At 48.0% G+C, this 15,887-nt stretch carries 16 protein-coding genes and 1 pseudogene; 6 read left to right on the top strand and 11 right to left on the bottom strand.

The features are described from left to right. Positions 1–129: 129 nt before the first annotated feature. Positions 130–1,065 (top strand): annotated as a pseudogene (locus XMG48_RS07695) (FAD-dependent oxidoreductase); the annotation flags it as partial. 105 nt (positions 1,066–1,170) lie between these two features. Here XMG48_RS07695 and eexR read toward each other — a convergent pair. The 7 genes from eexR to XMG48_RS07660 are packed head-to-tail and all read right to left on the bottom strand — an operon-like array spanning position 1,171 to position 4,843. Continuing rightward, entirely contained in the window at positions 1,171–1,602 is a 432-nt protein-coding gene (gene eexR, locus XMG48_RS07690; RefSeq protein WP_040132805.1) for an entry exclusion protein EexR, read from the bottom strand. A gap of 54 nt (positions 1,603–1,656) precedes the next feature. Further along, positions 1,657–2,190, bottom strand: coding sequence for a FlhC family transcriptional regulator (locus XMG48_RS07685; protein WP_000566752.1), 534 nt, complete (start codon positions 2,188–2,190; stop codon positions 1,657–1,659). Then, positions 2,187–2,486 (bottom strand): flagellar transcriptional regulator FlhD, encoded by a 300-nt coding sequence (locus XMG48_RS07680; protein ID WP_000210563.1) that lies wholly within the window; start codon positions 2,484–2,486, stop codon positions 2,187–2,189. The genes XMG48_RS07685 and XMG48_RS07680 overlap by 4 nt, the downstream gene beginning before the upstream one ends. Continuing rightward, the gene (locus XMG48_RS07675; protein WP_000848909.1) at positions 2,483–3,031 is read right to left on the bottom strand and encodes a lytic transglycosylase domain-containing protein; all 549 of its coding nucleotides are present in this window, start codon (positions 3,029–3,031) and stop codon (positions 2,483–2,485) included. Before XMG48_RS07675 ends, XMG48_RS07680 begins: the two co-directional genes overlap by 4 nt. Further along, the gene (locus XMG48_RS07670) at positions 3,018–3,680 is read right to left on the bottom strand and encodes a DUF6475 domain-containing protein (RefSeq protein WP_001158521.1); all 663 of its coding nucleotides are present in this window, start codon (positions 3,678–3,680) and stop codon (positions 3,018–3,020) included. The genes XMG48_RS07675 and XMG48_RS07670 overlap by 14 nt, the downstream gene beginning before the upstream one ends. Further along, positions 3,667–4,536: a hypothetical protein gene (locus XMG48_RS07665; protein ID WP_040132807.1), complete on the bottom strand. Its 870-nt coding sequence runs from the start codon at positions 4,534–4,536 to the stop codon at positions 3,667–3,669. The genes XMG48_RS07670 and XMG48_RS07665 overlap by 14 nt, the downstream gene beginning before the upstream one ends. Before the next feature lie 55 nt (positions 4,537–4,591). Then, positions 4,592–4,843: a helix-turn-helix domain-containing protein gene (locus XMG48_RS07660; RefSeq protein ID WP_024015942.1), complete on the bottom strand. Its 252-nt coding sequence runs from the start codon at positions 4,841–4,843 to the stop codon at positions 4,592–4,594. Between the two features lie 117 nt (positions 4,844–4,960). On the opposite strand from XMG48_RS07660, the gene XMG48_RS07655 reads away from it, so the two are divergent. The 3 genes from XMG48_RS07655 to XMG48_RS07645 all read left to right on the top strand — a co-directional run bounded on the left by XMG48_RS07655 (position 4,961) and on the right by XMG48_RS07645 (position 8,226). Next, a complete protein-coding gene (locus tag XMG48_RS07655; protein WP_000854920.1) occupies positions 4,961–5,608 on the top strand; it encodes a LexA family transcriptional regulator in 648 nt (215 codons plus the stop codon). A gap of 256 nt (positions 5,609–5,864) precedes the next feature. Then, positions 5,865–7,451: a peptide chain release factor 3 gene (locus XMG48_RS07650; RefSeq protein ID WP_173481463.1), complete on the top strand. Its 1,587-nt coding sequence runs from the start codon at positions 5,865–5,867 to the stop codon at positions 7,449–7,451. 1 nt (position 7,452) lies between these two features. After that, complete coding sequence (locus XMG48_RS07645) at positions 7,453–8,226, top strand: TatD family hydrolase (protein WP_173481462.1); 774 nt, start codon at positions 7,453–7,455, stop codon at positions 8,224–8,226. Here XMG48_RS07645 and XMG48_RS07640 read toward each other — a convergent pair. Then, a complete protein-coding gene (locus XMG48_RS07640; RefSeq protein WP_173481461.1) occupies positions 8,223–10,070 on the bottom strand; it encodes a beta-ketoacyl synthase in 1,848 nt (615 codons plus the stop codon). The two genes, XMG48_RS07645 and XMG48_RS07640, sit on opposite strands and share 4 nt — an antisense overlap. Before the next feature lie 178 nt (positions 10,071–10,248). On the opposite strand from XMG48_RS07640, the gene XMG48_RS07635 reads away from it, so the two are divergent. Then, entirely contained in the window at positions 10,249–10,902 is a 654-nt protein-coding gene (locus XMG48_RS07635; protein WP_173481460.1) for an OmpA family protein, read from the top strand. A gap of 42 nt (positions 10,903–10,944) precedes the next feature. Here XMG48_RS07635 and XMG48_RS07630 read toward each other — a convergent pair whose 3' ends face one another. Genes XMG48_RS07630 through map form a run of 3 tightly spaced genes read right to left on the bottom strand, consistent with a single transcriptional unit; the run spans position 10,945 to position 14,726 of the window. Beyond that, positions 10,945–11,241, bottom strand: coding sequence for a DUF1244 domain-containing protein (locus XMG48_RS07630; protein ID WP_173481459.1), 297 nt, complete (start codon positions 11,239–11,241; stop codon positions 10,945–10,947). Positions 11,242–11,250: 9 nt separating this feature from the next. Further along, positions 11,251–13,950 carry a [protein-PII] uridylyltransferase gene (locus XMG48_RS07625; RefSeq protein WP_173481458.1) on the bottom strand — a complete coding sequence of 900 codons (2,700 nt, stop codon included), beginning with the start codon at positions 13,948–13,950 and terminating at the stop codon, positions 11,251–11,253. A 5-nt stretch (positions 13,951–13,955) separates the two neighbouring features. Continuing rightward, complete coding sequence (map, locus tag XMG48_RS07620) at positions 13,956–14,726, bottom strand: type I methionyl aminopeptidase (RefSeq protein ID WP_173481457.1); 771 nt, start codon at positions 14,724–14,726, stop codon at positions 13,956–13,958. A gap of 387 nt (positions 14,727–15,113) precedes the next feature. On the opposite strand from map, the gene rpsB reads away from it, so the two are divergent. Then, positions 15,114–15,848 (top strand): 30S ribosomal protein S2, encoded by a 735-nt coding sequence (rpsB, locus tag XMG48_RS07615; protein ID WP_173481456.1) that lies wholly within the window; start codon positions 15,114–15,116, stop codon positions 15,846–15,848. Positions 15,849–15,887 lie beyond the last annotated feature (39 nt).

The following is a 15,887-nucleotide window of genomic DNA, read 5'->3' as shown; positions in this document are numbered from 1 at the left end:
GGCACACAGAGACCTCCGCTGCAGGTCCAGAGGGCCCCAAAACGAGACGTAATCGATTAAAACTGGAGTCTTGCGGTTAGCTCAGCCCGTTCGGCAACGTATAAGCCGGGTTTTTCGAGGTGCCCTGATGGTTTAACTGAAACACCTTATTGGACCTCTACCGAAGCGCTGTTTGCTCAGGAATTGCCGCAGCACCTGGTCGTGATTGGTTCGTCGGTTGTAGCGCTGGAAATTGCCCAGGCTTATCGCCGTTTAGGCAGTGAAGTCACCATATTAGCAAGACATACATTGCTTTATCGGGAAGATCCCTTGCTCGGTGAAAAACTCACCGGATGTTTTGAAAAAGAAGGCATTCGAGTATTAAACAGTACGCAAGCTACCAAGGTGACCCACGATGGAAGCCAATTTACATTGGAAACTAACGCGGGCGATCTACGCTGCGATCGTTTGCTGGTAAGCACCGGGCGACACGCCAATACTTGCCAACTCAATCTGGGCGCGGTGGGTGTTACGACCAACAAAAAGGGCGAAATCGTTGTTAACGAACGCATGGAAACGAATGTTCCCGGTATTTACGCCGCCGGAGACTGCTGCAACATGCCGCAATTCGTCTATGTCGCCGCGGCCGCCGGTAGCCGTTCCGGCATCAACATGACGGGCGGATACGCCAAACTGGATCTATCCACCATGCCAGCAGTGATTTTTACCGATCCCCAGGTGGCAACTGTTGGGCTCACGGAAGAGCAAGCCAACGCACAAGACATTGAAACCGACAGTCGTGTATTGGAGATGGAGAACGTGCCGCGCGCACTGGCGAATTTCGAGACCGATGGTTTTATCAAATTGGTGACGGAAAAAGCCACTGGCCGCCTGATCGGGGCGCAGATTCTGGCGCATGAAGGTGGAGAACTGATCCAGAGTGCGGCGCTGGCGATCCGCAACCGTATGACGGTGACGGAATTAGCCGACCAGCTTTTCCCTTACCTGACTATGGTGGAGGGTTTGAAGCTCTGCGCCCAAACCTTTAACAAGGATGTCAAAGAACTGTCCTGTTGTGCTGGGTAACGAACTTGAGTTGATCCGTATTCATTGATGGAAATGGCATTTTTCATTCGTAGTACGAAAGTGCCAATCAATTTTTTGAGTATAAGTAAAAAAGCAGTCAATTTACTATGACCTTGTTTTTTTAGGGAGGATAGATGAGCGACCATCTGCAAATTCGTTTACCCAGTACCAATATTTTTTTTCGCTCAGGCTTAGTTCTCGACCGGTATCTTTCAGTTGTCTTTGAAATAAATGGATTAGTCCGCTTAAGCCTAAGAAGGCTAAACCGACACATAAAATTGTCCAACTCGCTTGCCAATATGCGATTGCTACAAGCATAGTGATGATGGCTATAAGTCCGATGGGATTACAGGTCGCTTTGAATCCCAAGTAGCTGAAAAAAACGACGGTGCAAATCAGAAATGGCAAAGCCGCTAACTTGGCAGATGCCGTTAATATTTCTGAGGGAAAAAAATGAGCCGCAGCCAAAGTCGCCAGAAAAAGCCCCAGTGATATAAACCAGCAGCGTGCTGGTAAAGATTTAAGTAATTTTATCATCTTAGTACTCTCAAAGTGCACGGGCGGTGCACAATCAAATCATGCATCAGCATGTTAGTTCTCAAAAAGTGCTCTAGTGGTTTGCTCGGCCATAATCTCACACACAGGACATTTAAGCTGAATGCGCTGTTGAGATACCGTCAAATACAGACTGCCGCATCGACACCGGTGTAAGGATGCAAGCTGTGATCTTAAATCACGAGCTAGAACCCAACCTTCATTGATGGTCAGTTTTTTCCAGGGGATCTCAGCTGGAAGATCTGCCTCTTCTCTTGCAACCAAGTACGCATCGTAAGCCTTCATCAAAGCATCGATATTTAATTTCTTGTAGACATTATCACCACCAATATTGACATAAAGCGCCATCAGCAGGGAGCCTTCAACTAGGGCTCTTCTGCTTTTAACGATGGCATCAGATTCTGGCAATTGACCAGGACAAGGTGACTTGCCAGTCACTTCTTTGTGCAGCCTTCTGATAATGTGGATTGGCAAACCTGTATCGAGCGCGATAATGGTCGTTCGAAATCCGTACTTAATAAGCAGCGAGGCTCGGGTAAACAGCTCACTTTTGGACAGGTTATCAATCATGCATCCCCCTTGTTGTTTAGGGTTGATAATAAATAAGCGATTCTTGGGATACCTGTACCTTTGCTCTTCACCATCTCAATCAGTTGGCTTTGGTTACCCCTTGGTTGAAACAGCATGAATGATGAGGTCGCCACTCGTTGCAGGTCGTCAACACCGGCATTAATAAGTGCATCCACCACGTCGCGTGTAAGTCCAAAGCGCAAGACCGCCTCTTGCGGATCAATGCGCGCCAATTCACGTGCTGCGTGTAGGTACGCCAAATTTAATTGATAGAAGTCTTGTTGATTGGTTGTCATTGACGGACCTCCAGTTCATGTAAAATATTGCGATAGATAGAAAGCACTCTTTGCCCATACCAGCGTGCACGCTCTTCGTTCCAACTGTGATAGCGGCCTATGCCAAGCTCTAAATCGTTTGGTGAAGACTTGATTGCTTCGGCCAAAATACTGGAGCCGACAGTAAGGTTGGTGATGGGGTCTAGCAGTTCAGCTGCTGAGCTCACTCGATGCCCATGCCAATGCAAATTGATTTGCATAAGGCCAATATCGAGCTGGTATTTTTCACTCTCTTGAAGTGCCTGGTTTAACAGTTGCTCCGCTTCTGTCTTAGATTTGGCGTAGGTTGCGTTTGAACCATTGCGAATTGCGTATGGCCATGGACTGGTCATGTTAAGACCTCGATGTGAGGCTGACTCAGCCAAGGCAACGGCGTAGAGCATGACTGGATCAATACCAACACTTTGTGCTGCTTTTTCCCACTGATAGCCCGGAAACGCATAGACTGAAGTGCTTGCGGACATGGCTATCACTAGGGCAACGGTTTTTGCTTTAATCGTTTTCATTTTTGTCCTCTAATTGATTTCCGAGAAGCGCCTGAATGGCTTTCGGGCTTATTCTTTTCAAAGGCACTGCGCTAAAATTGGCGATGCCTCTCGTATAAACTTGTGCCGCTTTTGACCAGTCGCCTACGGCAACAGGCGCTTGCATATCAAATCCTTTTTGCTGGTTCTGATGGTCTGCAATACCCTGTAATAGCCTTGGGTATTCACCCACTTCGTCCCGTAGCAAGTAAGCCTGGTAGCGTGTTAAAAACTCTTTTTGCTTAAAGGGGTATTCCCTGTCATCAACCTTGCAGAGTTCAACCCATCCACCCATGTCTGAAATCACGCGGTGGATAAGCGCATCGTCAAACATCACGGATGTCCAAGCGCCAACCTGACGAACAGCCTTGTCAACTTTGTTCCAAGCAACCATGGCTCTTGAACCTGAGTTGCCGTCGATATGCTTGATGACGTCAGCGGGCTTTGGAAAAAATTGCCCAGTATCCGGTGATTGAATATGCCGAGTCAGACCGATTCGCACTTCTTCAATGCTATAAGCACGAAGGGCTTCAAATGCGATGGATAGCAATTGTGGTGATACGCTTTTGCCATACATGGCCCAAGCTGCTCCCCAAACTTCAGCAAACTCGCGTTTATCAACCTCCTGCACTTGAACGAACCTCCCGAATACCTGGTCCGGCCCAGCTTTCAGCAATGCGGCGATTGCTTTCTTCAATATTCAATTGGTGATTGCTGCCCTTTAGGCTCGTCGATGATTGCTGTACTTCATCAATGCGAACGTACTCGTCTTCCCATTGCCGGTTTAAAAGCCAGTTATGTGGCATAGGGGTCTTAGTCCGATCTTGATACTGTAATCGGTTGTCTCGTTGCTCTTTCCAGCGTGTTAGCACTTCCAAGGCGAGTTCATGGTCTTCATTGAGGCCCATGCGTAGCCATTCTTCTTTGGCTTTCGCTTTTTTTTCTTTGCGTATTTGTACATCCCAGAAGTCTTCAAACTGTATGTGGTCAACAGTTTTAACTGTTGGTTTATTGCTTCTCTCAGAGTCATCCGACCGTTGAGAGTCCCTTACCGGGTTGCCATCAGGCATAAACAATGATGAAAATTCTTCTGGTAGCCGAGCTTGAAAAGCGGCAAGAGATTTCAAAAGCGATGCCATACCAATGAAGTCGGCAGGTACATCTTTAAGCAACCGAAAGGCTGCCTTACCTTGGTTTGGGTTTTCGATTGGGTTGTGCTTCAGAAAGCTTCGAATCAAAGTCCAACCAGATCCCTCGCAACGAATCAGGAACTGATCTTGTTCTAACTCACTTAACGTCTTGGCAACCTGTTGCTCATCCCAGTTCAAGTCAGAAGCAACGTAACCAATCGGCAGTCGAAAGCAGCCAAGCAAATTACAATGTGGGCATGTAAGCAAATACAGTCCTAGCAACTTCGCTGAGTCACTCCAGGACAAAACATTTTGCTTTAGCCAAAAGCGGGTATAGACCTTGCCATAATCACGCATGGAGGAACTCGCTTTTGTGTTTACGTAAAATGCTGACCATTATTTGCCCTTAATCCTACTGGTTACTGGCTTTCAGCTCGCTTGGGCATTCGGGATAGATGTCCGGTCTTAACTGAGATCGGGTTACCTGTCCTTGCGTAGCTTGTTCGATGGGTAAAACGAATTCAGCGGGAACACGCCCTGATTTATTCAACCAAAACCAGACGTTTTGCTGTTTTGAGTTGATGGCTCTTGCTAATGCTGATTGCCCGCCGACCAAGTCAATGGCACGGCGGAGATGTTTTTGTGTCGTTTTGAACACTTCCATACCGTCTCCTGTTACAATAATAACTGTTACAAGATTGAATGTTACAGTTTAAACTGTAGATAAGTCAACAGTTAAAATTGTTGAAAGACTACAGTTTTATTTGTAGAATGCGGGCTTATGAAAACTTTATCCGAACGACTAAACCATGCCTTGCAGCTTACTGGGGTAACTCAGTCTGAGTTGGCTCGTCGCATTGGTATCAAACAGCAGTCGATCAGCCAGATTTGCTCTGGTAAATCGGCTAGGTCTCGTTACACCATGCAGATCGCGGAGGCGCTTCGCGTGAATGCTCATTGGCTCGCCACAGGTGATGGCGAGATTGGCTTGGGGGTCGGTAATGTAGAAGTCGGGCCTGATATTAAGGGAAGAATTCCTCTCATTAACTGGGTTCAGGCCGGTGATTGGACTGAAATAGCGGAGGGATTTGCCCATGAAGATGCTGAGGAGTGGCGTGAAGTCACTGGGAAAGCACATGAGGGTTGTTTCGCACTTCGCGTAAAAGGCGACAGTATGGAAAATCCAAGCGGAAAAAAATCCATACCTGAGGGGGCAGTGATCGTTGTTGATCCTGAGTTACCTTACTCTTCAGGTTCATTGGTTGTTGCGCGTTTGGATGATTCGAAAGAAGCAACCTTTAAGCAGTTGGTTATTGATGGTGAACAGAAGTATCTAAAACCTTTGAACCCGCAATACCCTGCAATACCGATCAACGGCAACTGCACCATCATCGGTGTAGTACGACAAGCTATCATCGATTTCTGGTAGCGAAGGAATTTGTGGTTTAGCCACAGTTGTTCATTAGCTGAAGAAGCAACGATTGCAAACAGCTACAACTGAGCATTGGCGCACGCTGAGAGTAAATGGTAACCGATTAGATAACCATTGATTGTTTATAAAGTCAAGATCAGCGAAAATAGCGGCCAATTACGATTAACACGACGGATTTGACAAGCGAAGAACTGAAAAGAGAGTACTTCCAAAAGTGTGTACAAATCCGTGTACAAACTAAAAGAATTTATACATGGCAAACCAAGATTTTCTCAATGAAATCAATAAGCGAAGGACCTTTGCTATCATCTCCCACCCTGATGCGGGTAAAACCACTATGACCGAAAAGCTATTGCTATTAGGTCAGTTGATTCAGGTTGCTGGTACCGTAAAAGGCCGAGGCAGTGATCGTCACGCGACCTCTGACTGGATGTCGATGGAGCAGGAGCGTGGCATCTCGATCACCTCGTCTGTGATGCAATTCCCATTCCGTGACCGTATCGTTAACCTACTGGATACACCGGGGCACGAGGACTTCTCGGAAGATACCTATCGCACATTGACCGCGGTGGATTCTGCTTTGATGGTGGTTGACGGCGCAAAGGGTGTCGAGGACCGTACCATTAAACTGATGGATGTCTGTCGTCTTCGCGATACTCCTATTTTCTCATTTGTGAATAAGTTAGACCGTGAGATACGTGACCCTATTGAGCTCTTGGATGAGATTGAATCGGTACTAAAAATTGAAGCCGCACCGATTAACTGGCCTATCGGTGCCGGTCAGCGTTTTAAAGGGGTCTACAATCTTTACACGGATCAAATTCACCTGTTCACCAAGGGGCAGGGGCATCTGCTTGCTGAACAGAATATCATTCAAGGCTTGGATAGCGACGAAGCTCGTGAGCTGTTGGGTGCCGATTATGAAGAGTTCTGTGACGAGATCGAACTGGTACAAGGGGCTACCCACCAGTGGGACAAGGAGTCCTACCTAGCGGGTACCATGACTCCGGTATTCTTTGGTACGGCATTAGGTAACTTTGGTGTTCGAGAGATGATGCATGATTTTGTTGATTGGGCTCCTGCCCCTTCTCATCGTGCAACAGAGACACGTGAGGTTCAGGCGGATGAAGATAAATTCACAGGCTTTGTCTTTAAGATCCAAGCGAATATGGATCCAAAGCACCGTGACCGCATTGCCTTCATGCGTATCTGTTCAGGCAAATACACCAAAGGTTTGAAGATGAAACATACGCGCATCGGCAAAGATGTTCGTATCGCAGACGCGGTTACCTTTGTTGCGGGTGATCGAGAGGCGGTGGAAGAGGCTTGGTCTGGTGACATCATCGGATTGCACAACCATGGTACCATTCAAATCGGCGACACCTTTACAGAAGGTGAAGAGCTTAAATTTACCGGCATTCCTCACTTTGCACCTGAGCTGTTTAAGCGTGTGCGTCCTACTGATCCACTGAAGATGAAGCAGCTTCAAAAAGGGTTGCAGCAGCTATCAGAAGAGGGTGCGGTGCAGTTGTTTATGCCACTTCGCAACAACGATCTGATTCTCGGCGCGGTCGGTCAGCTTCAGTTTGACGTCGTCATGTATCGTCTTAAAGATGAGTATAAAGTGGACTGTGTCTATGAGGCGATCAGTGTTGCGACGGCTCGTTGGGTTGAGTGTGCTGACGATAAGATGCTCAATGACTTCCGTAAAAAAGGGTATGACAACCTGGCCGAAGATGGTGCAGGTCTAATGACCTACTTGGCACCGACACGAGTGAACTTAAACCTCACCGAAGAGCGTTGGCCGGATATTCAGTTCCGCGCTACTCGCGAGCACTAACATGCTTTTTGATTCCCATTGCCATCTCGACTTTCCCGAGTTTGCAGTGGGAACCAGCTCTCATCTCGATCAAGCACAGGCAAAGGGTGTAACGGATATTCTGGTACCCGGAGTCATGGCTAGCGATTGGCCTAGAGTGATCCATACCTGTCAGCTTAACCATCCCATTCGTCGTCATCTGGCGCTTGGCTTGCACCCCTGTTTTCTAAAACAGCACGATATTGATCAAGATCTTTTGACCCTAGAGACGCTCCTTAAGCAGAGAGATGACGTTGTTGCGATTGGTGAGTGTGGATTAGACCTTTTTATTGAAGATCCACAATTAGATAGGCAGCAGAAACTCTTTGATGCTCAGTTAGAGTTAGCGGCTGCATTTGAATTGCCGGTTGTGCTTCATGTTCGCCGCTCCGTCGATCTGATTACGCAGCGCTTAAAACGCCACCGTTTACGTAGAGGTGGCGTTGCCCATGCATTCTCGGGTAGCCAGCAGCAAGCGGATAATCTTGTTGCCTTGGGATTTTTGATTGGTGTTGGTGGGGCAGTGACCTATGATCGAGCTAATCGACTCAGAAGGGTCGTCTGTTCACTGCCAGTGACAAGCTTGGCGCTTGAGACGGATGCGCCCGATATGCCGTTAAGCGGTCATCAGGGTAAGCCAAATCACCCGTATCGGGTTGCAGAAGTGGCTGATGCCGTCGCCGAGTTACGTGGTGAGTCTACTGAATCTATTGCTCAGCAAACTCATCACAATGTGACTGCTCTTTTGGGGCTTTAGGTTAGATCTTCGTAGGCGTTTGAAACGTCGAAGCTGACTGGCAAAGAACGACCTGGAACTTTAATTCCAGAATGAGTGATCTCTAAATCTTCACCAGCAAGCACCGCATAGTCATAACGGTAGGTCGGTCGAGTCGTGCCTTTGAGTGCGGCTTGGTTATACTCTTGAGCCTGAGCGACTGTCGCTTCTGAGCGTTTCTGCCACTCAAGCATCTCTGCAGCGCCATAACGTTTTTGAAGCAGGTTAATCGTCTCGGTCGGCGAGATGAGTACCGCAGTCGCGTTGTTGCCACCAAAGCCTTTAGAGTTGATCAACGCGTTAGAAATGAATTGATTACCCACCTCTTTATGCTGAAGAGGTAGCTCAAGATGGCTCTGATGAACGTCGCTAGCTACTGCCTGAGTAGTAACTATGCCGGGGATGACTCCCTGTTCCCAAACACCCAGTGTTGAAACCAGTTGGTCACCACCTGCAGTGCCCTGAGAGTGTCCGAGGTAAGTCTTAACCGCAGTGACCGTCCAATCATTGATGTTGAACGCTTTACCGACCTCGTTTAATACATGTGATTCAGTCACTCGGTTCTGTGGTGTGCTGGTGCCATGCGCTTGAATCATTGAGTGCTGCTGTAGCGCTTCAGAACCGAGTAGCTTCTCAACCAAAGAGGCCGCTTTGCCCAGGGTTAAGTAGTTACCGACACCGGGTGCTGAGATCGATTTTTTATAACCGTCGGCATGAACATAGACATCAGGCACCGAAGCATAGATCTGAGCGCCGGTCTCGATCGCTAGGCGATCACTCATCAGAACAATAAATTGACTCGATTCACCAATGGTGAAACCGCAGTTGTCACCAAATGGACGGCAGGCTGAACGGTGGTCTACATCAGCAAGTGAAGCGAGCTTATCCAGTGCCTGAAGCTGTTTGTCTTCAGCCAATGCGCCCATGGCGCGGAACCCTTCAATAACCTCTGGAGTGACAGGGGCGTCAGACCCGCCAACCAGAACAAATTCAGCCTTGTTGGTGCGAATCGCTTCAACGGCATTACGGAGGTTGTACAGGAAAGTCGCACAGGCACCAAGCGCACCGCCGGTTGTGCCAAGGTTGCCAAGCATGTAAGCGTTAACAAAATCAGCCGGCATTTGCGCATAACCCAATGGCATCTGCTTAGAGGTTGTGCGCTTACCAATCGCAGGGTATTTATTGAGACCGCCAAAGCCTAAGTCGTCGAGTTGACCAATTGAGTTAGAGGCAAATACCGCAATTTGATCAGGAGCCAGAGTATCTAGCAGTTTGTCGATATCCAGACCTGTGGAGGCCAGGGCATCAGAGGCTGCATAGATCGCCATTTGCAGTGCGCGCGGATGGTTTCGTGATTGGTATAGAGACCCCGGTTCAAACCCTTCTGGCAGCATGCCGGCGCTTTGAACAGGCAGTACGCGTGTATCGTTGAAGATTAGGTCGAGAGCACCCTGTACGGTTACTTCGACTTGGCCTGCCTCGGTATCGGCCAGCGTCCAGTTGTCGGGGATGTTGGTCGGAAGATCACGTTTGCGCAGAGTGAATTTAATGGATTCACCTGCTGGATGGATCTTCGATGCCTTGTTCATCAGGACACGATTTGCGTCAAAGAATGAACTTGGAATTTTACGGATCAGGGTGGCATCAAGCAGTGCCTGCCGCTCATCTGCATGACTGTTGGTGAGAACGGCGAGATCCTGTAACACATCCTGCTGATCTTTATCAGACAAGGTTTCAAAGATGAGGCGTTTGTAGCCTTGGTTGAATGAGGAGCGACCGGCGGGGCTGATGCCACCAAAACCAACGATGACCGGTAAATGAGACACTGCCTTGCTCCCCATAAATGACACAAAAAATATCAGGAAATTGTAACTTGCAGGTCAGGTTCTGGCTAGACGCTGAGGCGGCAAATGTAAAAAAATGTTAACCCACATGCTCGGTTCGACTTTTGAGGCTACACTGAGCATAGAAAAGGATGAATTTAAGAGATGTAAGAGGAATTTGATGAAAGGTTCAATACTCTCGATAGCGGTATGTTGTGCTCTGGTTGGGTGTCAAACAATTGATCCCTATACACAGCAAACTAAAACAGCCAATGCGACTAGCGGTGCCGGTATTGGCGCAGCAGCGGGTGCTGTACTGGGTGCCATTGTATCTAAAGGTAATCGTGCCGAAGGTGCACTGATTGGTGCAGCCCTAGGTGGTGCTGTTGGTTCAGGTGTCGGTTACTACATGGATCAGCAAGAGATGCTACTGCGTCAAGAGCTTGAAGGGACGGGTGTGCGCGTCGAGCGAGTGGGTGATGAGATTCGCCTGGTTATGCCAAGTAATATCACCTTTGCTGTGGACAATGAGCGTTTTGATAACGCCTTTTATCCGGTTTTGGATTCAGTCGCTAAAGTGTTGGCGAAGTTTGAAAAGACCAGCATTAATGTGGATGGTTACACCGACTCGACTGGGTCATTTGAATACAACCAGATGCTCTCTGAAAGACGTGCGGCTGCTGTTTCTAACTATTTAAGACAGGTAGGTGTGGATGCTCTTCGTATCGCGGCTCGCGGTTTTGGTGAGCGCTATCCGCTGGCTTCTAATGAGACAGAAGAGGGGCGTGCACAGAATCGCCGAGTAGAGATCTGGATTCGTGGTACGGAAATGTAAAAAAGAAGATGGTGCTCGGTTGAGCACCTGGATATAAAAAGATTACTTAGCGCCGGTGACTTCGTTGAACTTGCTCAACTGGTCTGCGCTGGCCTCTTTTTGGTACTTCACTTTCCAATCAGCATAAGGTTCGCCGTAGACAAGCTCTCGCGCTTGCTCATAATCAACGCTCTTGCCGCGCTCTTCAGCCGCTGCAACATACCACTTAGAGAGACAGTTTCGGCAGAAAGAGGCTAGGTTCATCAGGTCGATGTTCTGAACCTCTTTGTGGTTGTCTAAATGCTCCACTAGACGGCGAAATACCGCCGCTTCGATTTCTGTTTTAGTCTGTTGTTCCATCTCGGTTCCTTACTGCATATGCTGATCAAGCTCTTTACAGATCTCACTGGTGAGTTGCTCACAGATTTCTGGATCAGTAATCGGCTGATTGTTGGCATTGGTTAAATAGAAAAAATCCTCAACGCGCTCGGCGATGTTGGCGATCTTGGCGTTGTGAACATTGATCTCAAACTGCGCAAAGATACGTCCGATTCGAGAGAGTAGACCAGGGCGGTCCGCTGTGAATACCTCAAGTACGGTCTGTTTCAGATTGGGATCGGTGTGTACTGAAGCACTGGTTTTGATCGGAAACAGTTTAAGCTGCCTCGGTACTCTTCGATGAATGATGTCAGGGAAGTCTGCGGGATCATCCAGTTCATCGACCAACTGCTGTTGAATCTCTTTTTGGTAGTCTGGATTGTCATTCAATGGCTGATTGTTCTCATCCAGCACCATGTAGATGCTGAGCGTGTAGCCGTTATTGGTTGCCATGATGCGGGCATCTTGAACACTGAGATTTTGCTGGTCTAATGAGGCAACCGTTGCGGCGAAGAGGTTGGTCGTATCTTCAGTAAAGATGAAAATCTCCGTCGCACCCTCATGAGAGCGATAGCTGTGTTGGTGCAGCGTCACAACCGGCAATGGCTGGTTGCCATGTTCAAGTATGGCCTGTGTGTGCCGGGCAACGGCTTGACTGTCGATGCGTAAAAAGTAGTCATCCCCAAAGTGTTGCCACAGATTTTTAACGCGCTCCTCTTTGGCTCCCAATCGCTTAAGGGATTGCAGTGCTTCAAACTGAGTCTGTTCAATCAACTCCTCTTTACCCAGAGGGTTCTCTAGTCCGCGTCGAAGAGCACGCCTGGTTTCGGCATAGAGTTGACGAAGCAGGGTTGCCCGCCAGCTGTTCCAAAGTTCATTATTGGTCGCATTGATGTCAGCGACGGTCATCACATAGAGATAGTCCAGGTGTGTCACATCGCCCACGATGCTAGCAAATTCATGAATGACTTCAGGGTCTGAAAGGTCGCGTCGTTGTGCCGTCATCGACATGATCAGGTGTTTATCCACTAGCCAGGCGACCAGTGCGCTGTCCCATTTTCCTAGGTGGTGTCGTTTACAGAACTCCAGTGCATCGACTGCGCCGAGTTCTGAGTGATCACCTCCGCGACCTTTGGCGATGTCGTGGTAGAGGCCGGCCGCGTAAAGTAGCTCAATTTTCGGTAGATTGTTCACTACGCGATGAGCCACAGGGAAGGTTTCACGAAACTCTGTGTGCCGGAACTGACGCATCATCTGAATCACTTTGAGCGTGTGTGCATCAACCGTGTAGATATGGAAAAGATCGTGTTGCATCTGGCCAACAATATTACCGAACTCAGGTAGATAGAGGCCTAAAATGCCGTAACGATTCATTCGCTTCAACTCTGTTGAGACACGTTCAGGTGAGCGCAGTAGCTCCATAAAGAGGCTGGTATTTCGTAGGTCAGACCTGAAATCATCATCGATCAGGTGTTTGTGATCTCGAAGTAATCGAATCGTCGAGGCACGAACACCTTTAATTTCAGGATTCTGTGCCATCAGAACAAACAACTCCATGATGGCAAAAGGGTTCTGCTCAAATACCTTGTTGTGTGCGACGGCCAGAAAATTGTCGCGAACGATAAAGCGTGAGTTTAGCTTCTGTATCTGTTGCTCTACATCGGCTCTAAGAATAACTTCGTCAAAGTATTGCAGTAGCATGCCGTTGAATTCTGACATCGCTTTAACAACACGGTAGTAGCGGCTCATGAACTGTTCAACCGCTAACGAACCTTTGTCATCCGAGTATCCAAAGTACTCAGCCAGAGTGCGCTGGTGATCAAACAGCAGTCTATCTTCACGGCGCTTTGAGTGCATATGCAGGGCATAACGAACTGTCCAGAGGTAGAGTTCACCTTTGTTGAGTGTTTCAAGCTCTGACTCCGTTAAAAAGCCGTGATTGACTAAGTCTCTAATATAGGTGGCACCAAAGTGTCTCTTGGCAACCCAGCCGATGGTTTGAAGATCGCGCAGTCCACCTGGGGAGTTTTTGATGTTAGGTTCAAGATTGTATTCGGTGTTGTTGGTGCCTTGATGCCGTGCTGTCTGCTCCTTCATTTTCGCTTTGAAAAATTCAGAGTCTGTCCAGGCGTCATCCTGAGTGACGCGCTCAAACATTTTTAGTTGCAGGGATGGGTCCCCTGTCAGCGGGCGTGACTCGATCAAGTTGGTGGCGATGGTAATGTCATTACGGCACTCTTGATAGCACTCTTCAATGGTGCGCACACTAGAGCCAATATCCAGGTTGATATCCCAAAGAAGTGTCAAAAAGCCGCTAATGGTCTCCTCGAAACTTTCAGCCTCAACACCATCGATCAAAATCAGAATGTCGACATCGGAGTGGGGGTGTAGCTCCCCTCGGCCATAGCCCCCGACTGCGATCAGCGAGACTTTGGATTCGTCTGGCCAATCGAAATGTTGCCAGGCAACTCGTAAGATTTGGTCAATCACCCAGGCACGACCGTAGATCAACTTGCGAATATCCTCTTTCGCTTTGAAGCTCTCATGCATCGTTTCCGTAGCATGTCTAACTGCGCTTTTCAGGGCAGTGGTCAAGTTGCCATCATTGATCTCTTGTTCGAGCCGTTTGATATCTAAAAACTTCTCGATGCCATTGATGGGGACGGGTGTCAGCTTGATAGCTTGACTCATCAAATTTAGCCTTTCTCTTCACTACGCAGGGTGAGAATTTCATGGCCATCAGCCGTCACTAAAATCGTGTGTTCATACTGAGCCGAGAGGCGGCGGTCAGCTGTCTCTACAGTCCAGCCGTCACGCTTGTTTAACTTAACCTGGCGTTTGCCGGCGTTAATCATCGGTTCGATGGTTAGGCACATACCCTCTTCAAGGGTTTCACCAGTTCCTGCTTTGCCGTAGTGGAGGACTTGAGGCTCTTCGTGGAACTCTGCACCGATGCCGTGGCCGCAATACTCGCGAACCACCGAGTAGTGGTTTGCTTCGGCATGTTTCTGAATCACAGCACCGATATCACCGAGTTTCACACCCGGTTTGACCAGCTCAATACCCATGTTCATACACTCTTGAGTGATCTCGCAGAGGCGTTTTGCATGTGGTGCAACATCACCTACAAAGAACATTTTGCTGGTGTCGCCATGGTACCCATCTTTGATCACGGTAATGTCGATGTTGACAATGTCGCCGTTCTTTAAGGCTTTGTCATTGGGGATGCCGTGACAAACGATTGAATTGACTGATGTACAGATGGATTTAGGAAAACCGTGGTAGTTCAAAGGTGCTGGAATCGCTTGCTGCACATCAATAATGTAGTTGTGACAAATTTGGTCAATCTCATTGGTTGTGATGCCAGGCTTTACATGCTCTTCGATCATCTCAAGAACCTCGGCGGCTAAGCGTCCAGCCACTCGCATCTTTTCGATTTCGTCAGCGGTTTTGATCTTGATGGTCATCGGTGAATCCTTTTTAAATCGGTGATTTGCGCTTCGGAAAATTGAAGGCGTTTTTGATACTGCTTATTGTACAGGAGGTAGTGTTTTGGTCTACCGGAGTTTGCTATGTAATTTTGAAAGCGGATGTCAGGCTGAAAGCCAGACGCCCTAGATCTTTAAGTGGTTTTTAATTGGGTGTCTGGCCTTCAGCCTGACATCCGCTTTAAAAGGTAGGTAGGGAGTAAAATTACTTCTCAAACGTTAGTCTTTATGGTATAAACTGCGCTCCCAAAAATCGTGCTTCGGCACTAAAACTAAAACACACACACTTCGTCACGTTTGTCTGGGTGCCCTAAGGGGTTGATAAATGGGGGGTGTGGAGGTTTAAACCCATAGAGGAAATACCAAATGGCACAAGTAAATATGCGCGATCTGCTTAAAGCAGGTGTTCACTTCGGTCACCAGACTCGTTACTGGAACCCAAAAATGTCGAAGTTCATCTTCGGTGCGCGTAACAAAATTCATATCATCAACCTTGAGCACACTCTGCCAGCTATGAACAACGCACTAGACGTTGTTAAAAACATGGCTTCTAACAAAAACAAAATTCTTTTTGTTGGTACTAAACGTGCAGCAGCAAAGGTTGTTAAAGAAGAAGCATCACGTGCGGGCATGCCTTACGTAAACCACCGTTGGTTGGGTGGCATGCTAACTAACTACAAGACAATCCGTCAGTCGATCCGTCGTCTACGTGATCTTGAAGCTCAAGCACAAGATGGTACTTTCGAGAAATTGACTAAGAAAGAAGCGCTAATGCGTAGCCGTGAAATGGCTAAGCTTGAGCTATCTATCGGCGGTATCAAGGATATGGGCGGTCTTCCAGATGCTCTATTCGTTATCGACGTAGATCACGAGCGCATCGCAATCAACGAAGCTAACAAGCTTGGTATCCCTGTCATCGGTGTTGTTGATACTAACAGCAACCCAGACGGTGTTGACTACGTTATCCCAGGTAACGATGACGCACTACGTGCCATTCAGATCTACGCTCAGTCTGTTGCAGACGCGTGCCTAGAAGGTTCTGATGCAACGGGTGGCGCTGCAAGCGAATTCGTTGAAGTTGAAGAGCAAGCGGCTGAGTAATTCAGTCTTAGGTTTGTAACCTTTAACTTACATACTTTC

The organism is Marinobacterium sp. xm-g-48, from assembly GCF_013282925.1.
GTDB lineage: Bacteria > Pseudomonadota > Gammaproteobacteria > Pseudomonadales > Balneatricaceae > Marinobacterium_E.
Note: the sequence above shows the minus strand (reverse complement) of the source record. Positions and strands in the feature narration are given on the sequence as shown.

Excerpts from the sequence above, each read along its gene's own strand:
- eexR (WP_040132805.1), bottom strand. The coding sequence starts at position 1,602 with ATGATAAAATTACTTAAATCTTTACCAGCACGCTGCTGGTTTATATCA.
- XMG48_RS07685 (WP_000566752.1), bottom strand. The coding sequence starts at position 2,190 with ATGATTGATAACCTGTCCAAAAGTGAGCTGTTTACCCGAGCCTCGCTG.
- XMG48_RS07680 (WP_000210563.1), bottom strand. The coding sequence starts at position 2,486 with ATGACAACCAATCAACAAGACTTCTATCAATTAAATTTGGCGTACCTA.
- XMG48_RS07675 (WP_000848909.1), bottom strand. The coding sequence starts at position 3,031 with ATGAAAACGATTAAAGCAAAAACCGTTGCCCTAGTGATAGCCATGTCC.
- XMG48_RS07665 (WP_040132807.1), bottom strand. The coding sequence starts at position 4,536 with ATGCGTGATTATGGCAAGGTCTATACCCGCTTTTGGCTAAAGCAAAAT.
- XMG48_RS07660 (WP_024015942.1), bottom strand. The coding sequence starts at position 4,843 with ATGGAAGTGTTCAAAACGACACAAAAACATCTCCGCCGTGCCATTGAC.
- XMG48_RS07655 (WP_000854920.1), top strand. The coding sequence starts at position 4,961 with ATGAAAACTTTATCCGAACGACTAAACCATGCCTTGCAGCTTACTGGG.
- XMG48_RS07650 (WP_173481463.1), top strand. The coding sequence starts at position 5,865 with ATGGCAAACCAAGATTTTCTCAATGAAATCAATAAGCGAAGGACCTTT.
- XMG48_RS07645 (WP_173481462.1), top strand. The coding sequence starts at position 7,453 with ATGCTTTTTGATTCCCATTGCCATCTCGACTTTCCCGAGTTTGCAGTG.
- XMG48_RS07635 (WP_173481460.1), top strand. The coding sequence starts at position 10,249 with ATGAAAGGTTCAATACTCTCGATAGCGGTATGTTGTGCTCTGGTTGGG.
- XMG48_RS07630 (WP_173481459.1), bottom strand. The coding sequence starts at position 11,241 with ATGGAACAACAGACTAAAACAGAAATCGAAGCGGCGGTATTTCGCCGT.
- XMG48_RS07625 (WP_173481458.1), bottom strand. The coding sequence starts at position 13,950 with ATGAGTCAAGCTATCAAGCTGACACCCGTCCCCATCAATGGCATCGAG.
- map (WP_173481457.1), bottom strand. The coding sequence starts at position 14,726 with ATGACCATCAAGATCAAAACCGCTGACGAAATCGAAAAGATGCGAGTG.
- rpsB (WP_173481456.1), top strand. The coding sequence starts at position 15,114 with ATGGCACAAGTAAATATGCGCGATCTGCTTAAAGCAGGTGTTCACTTC.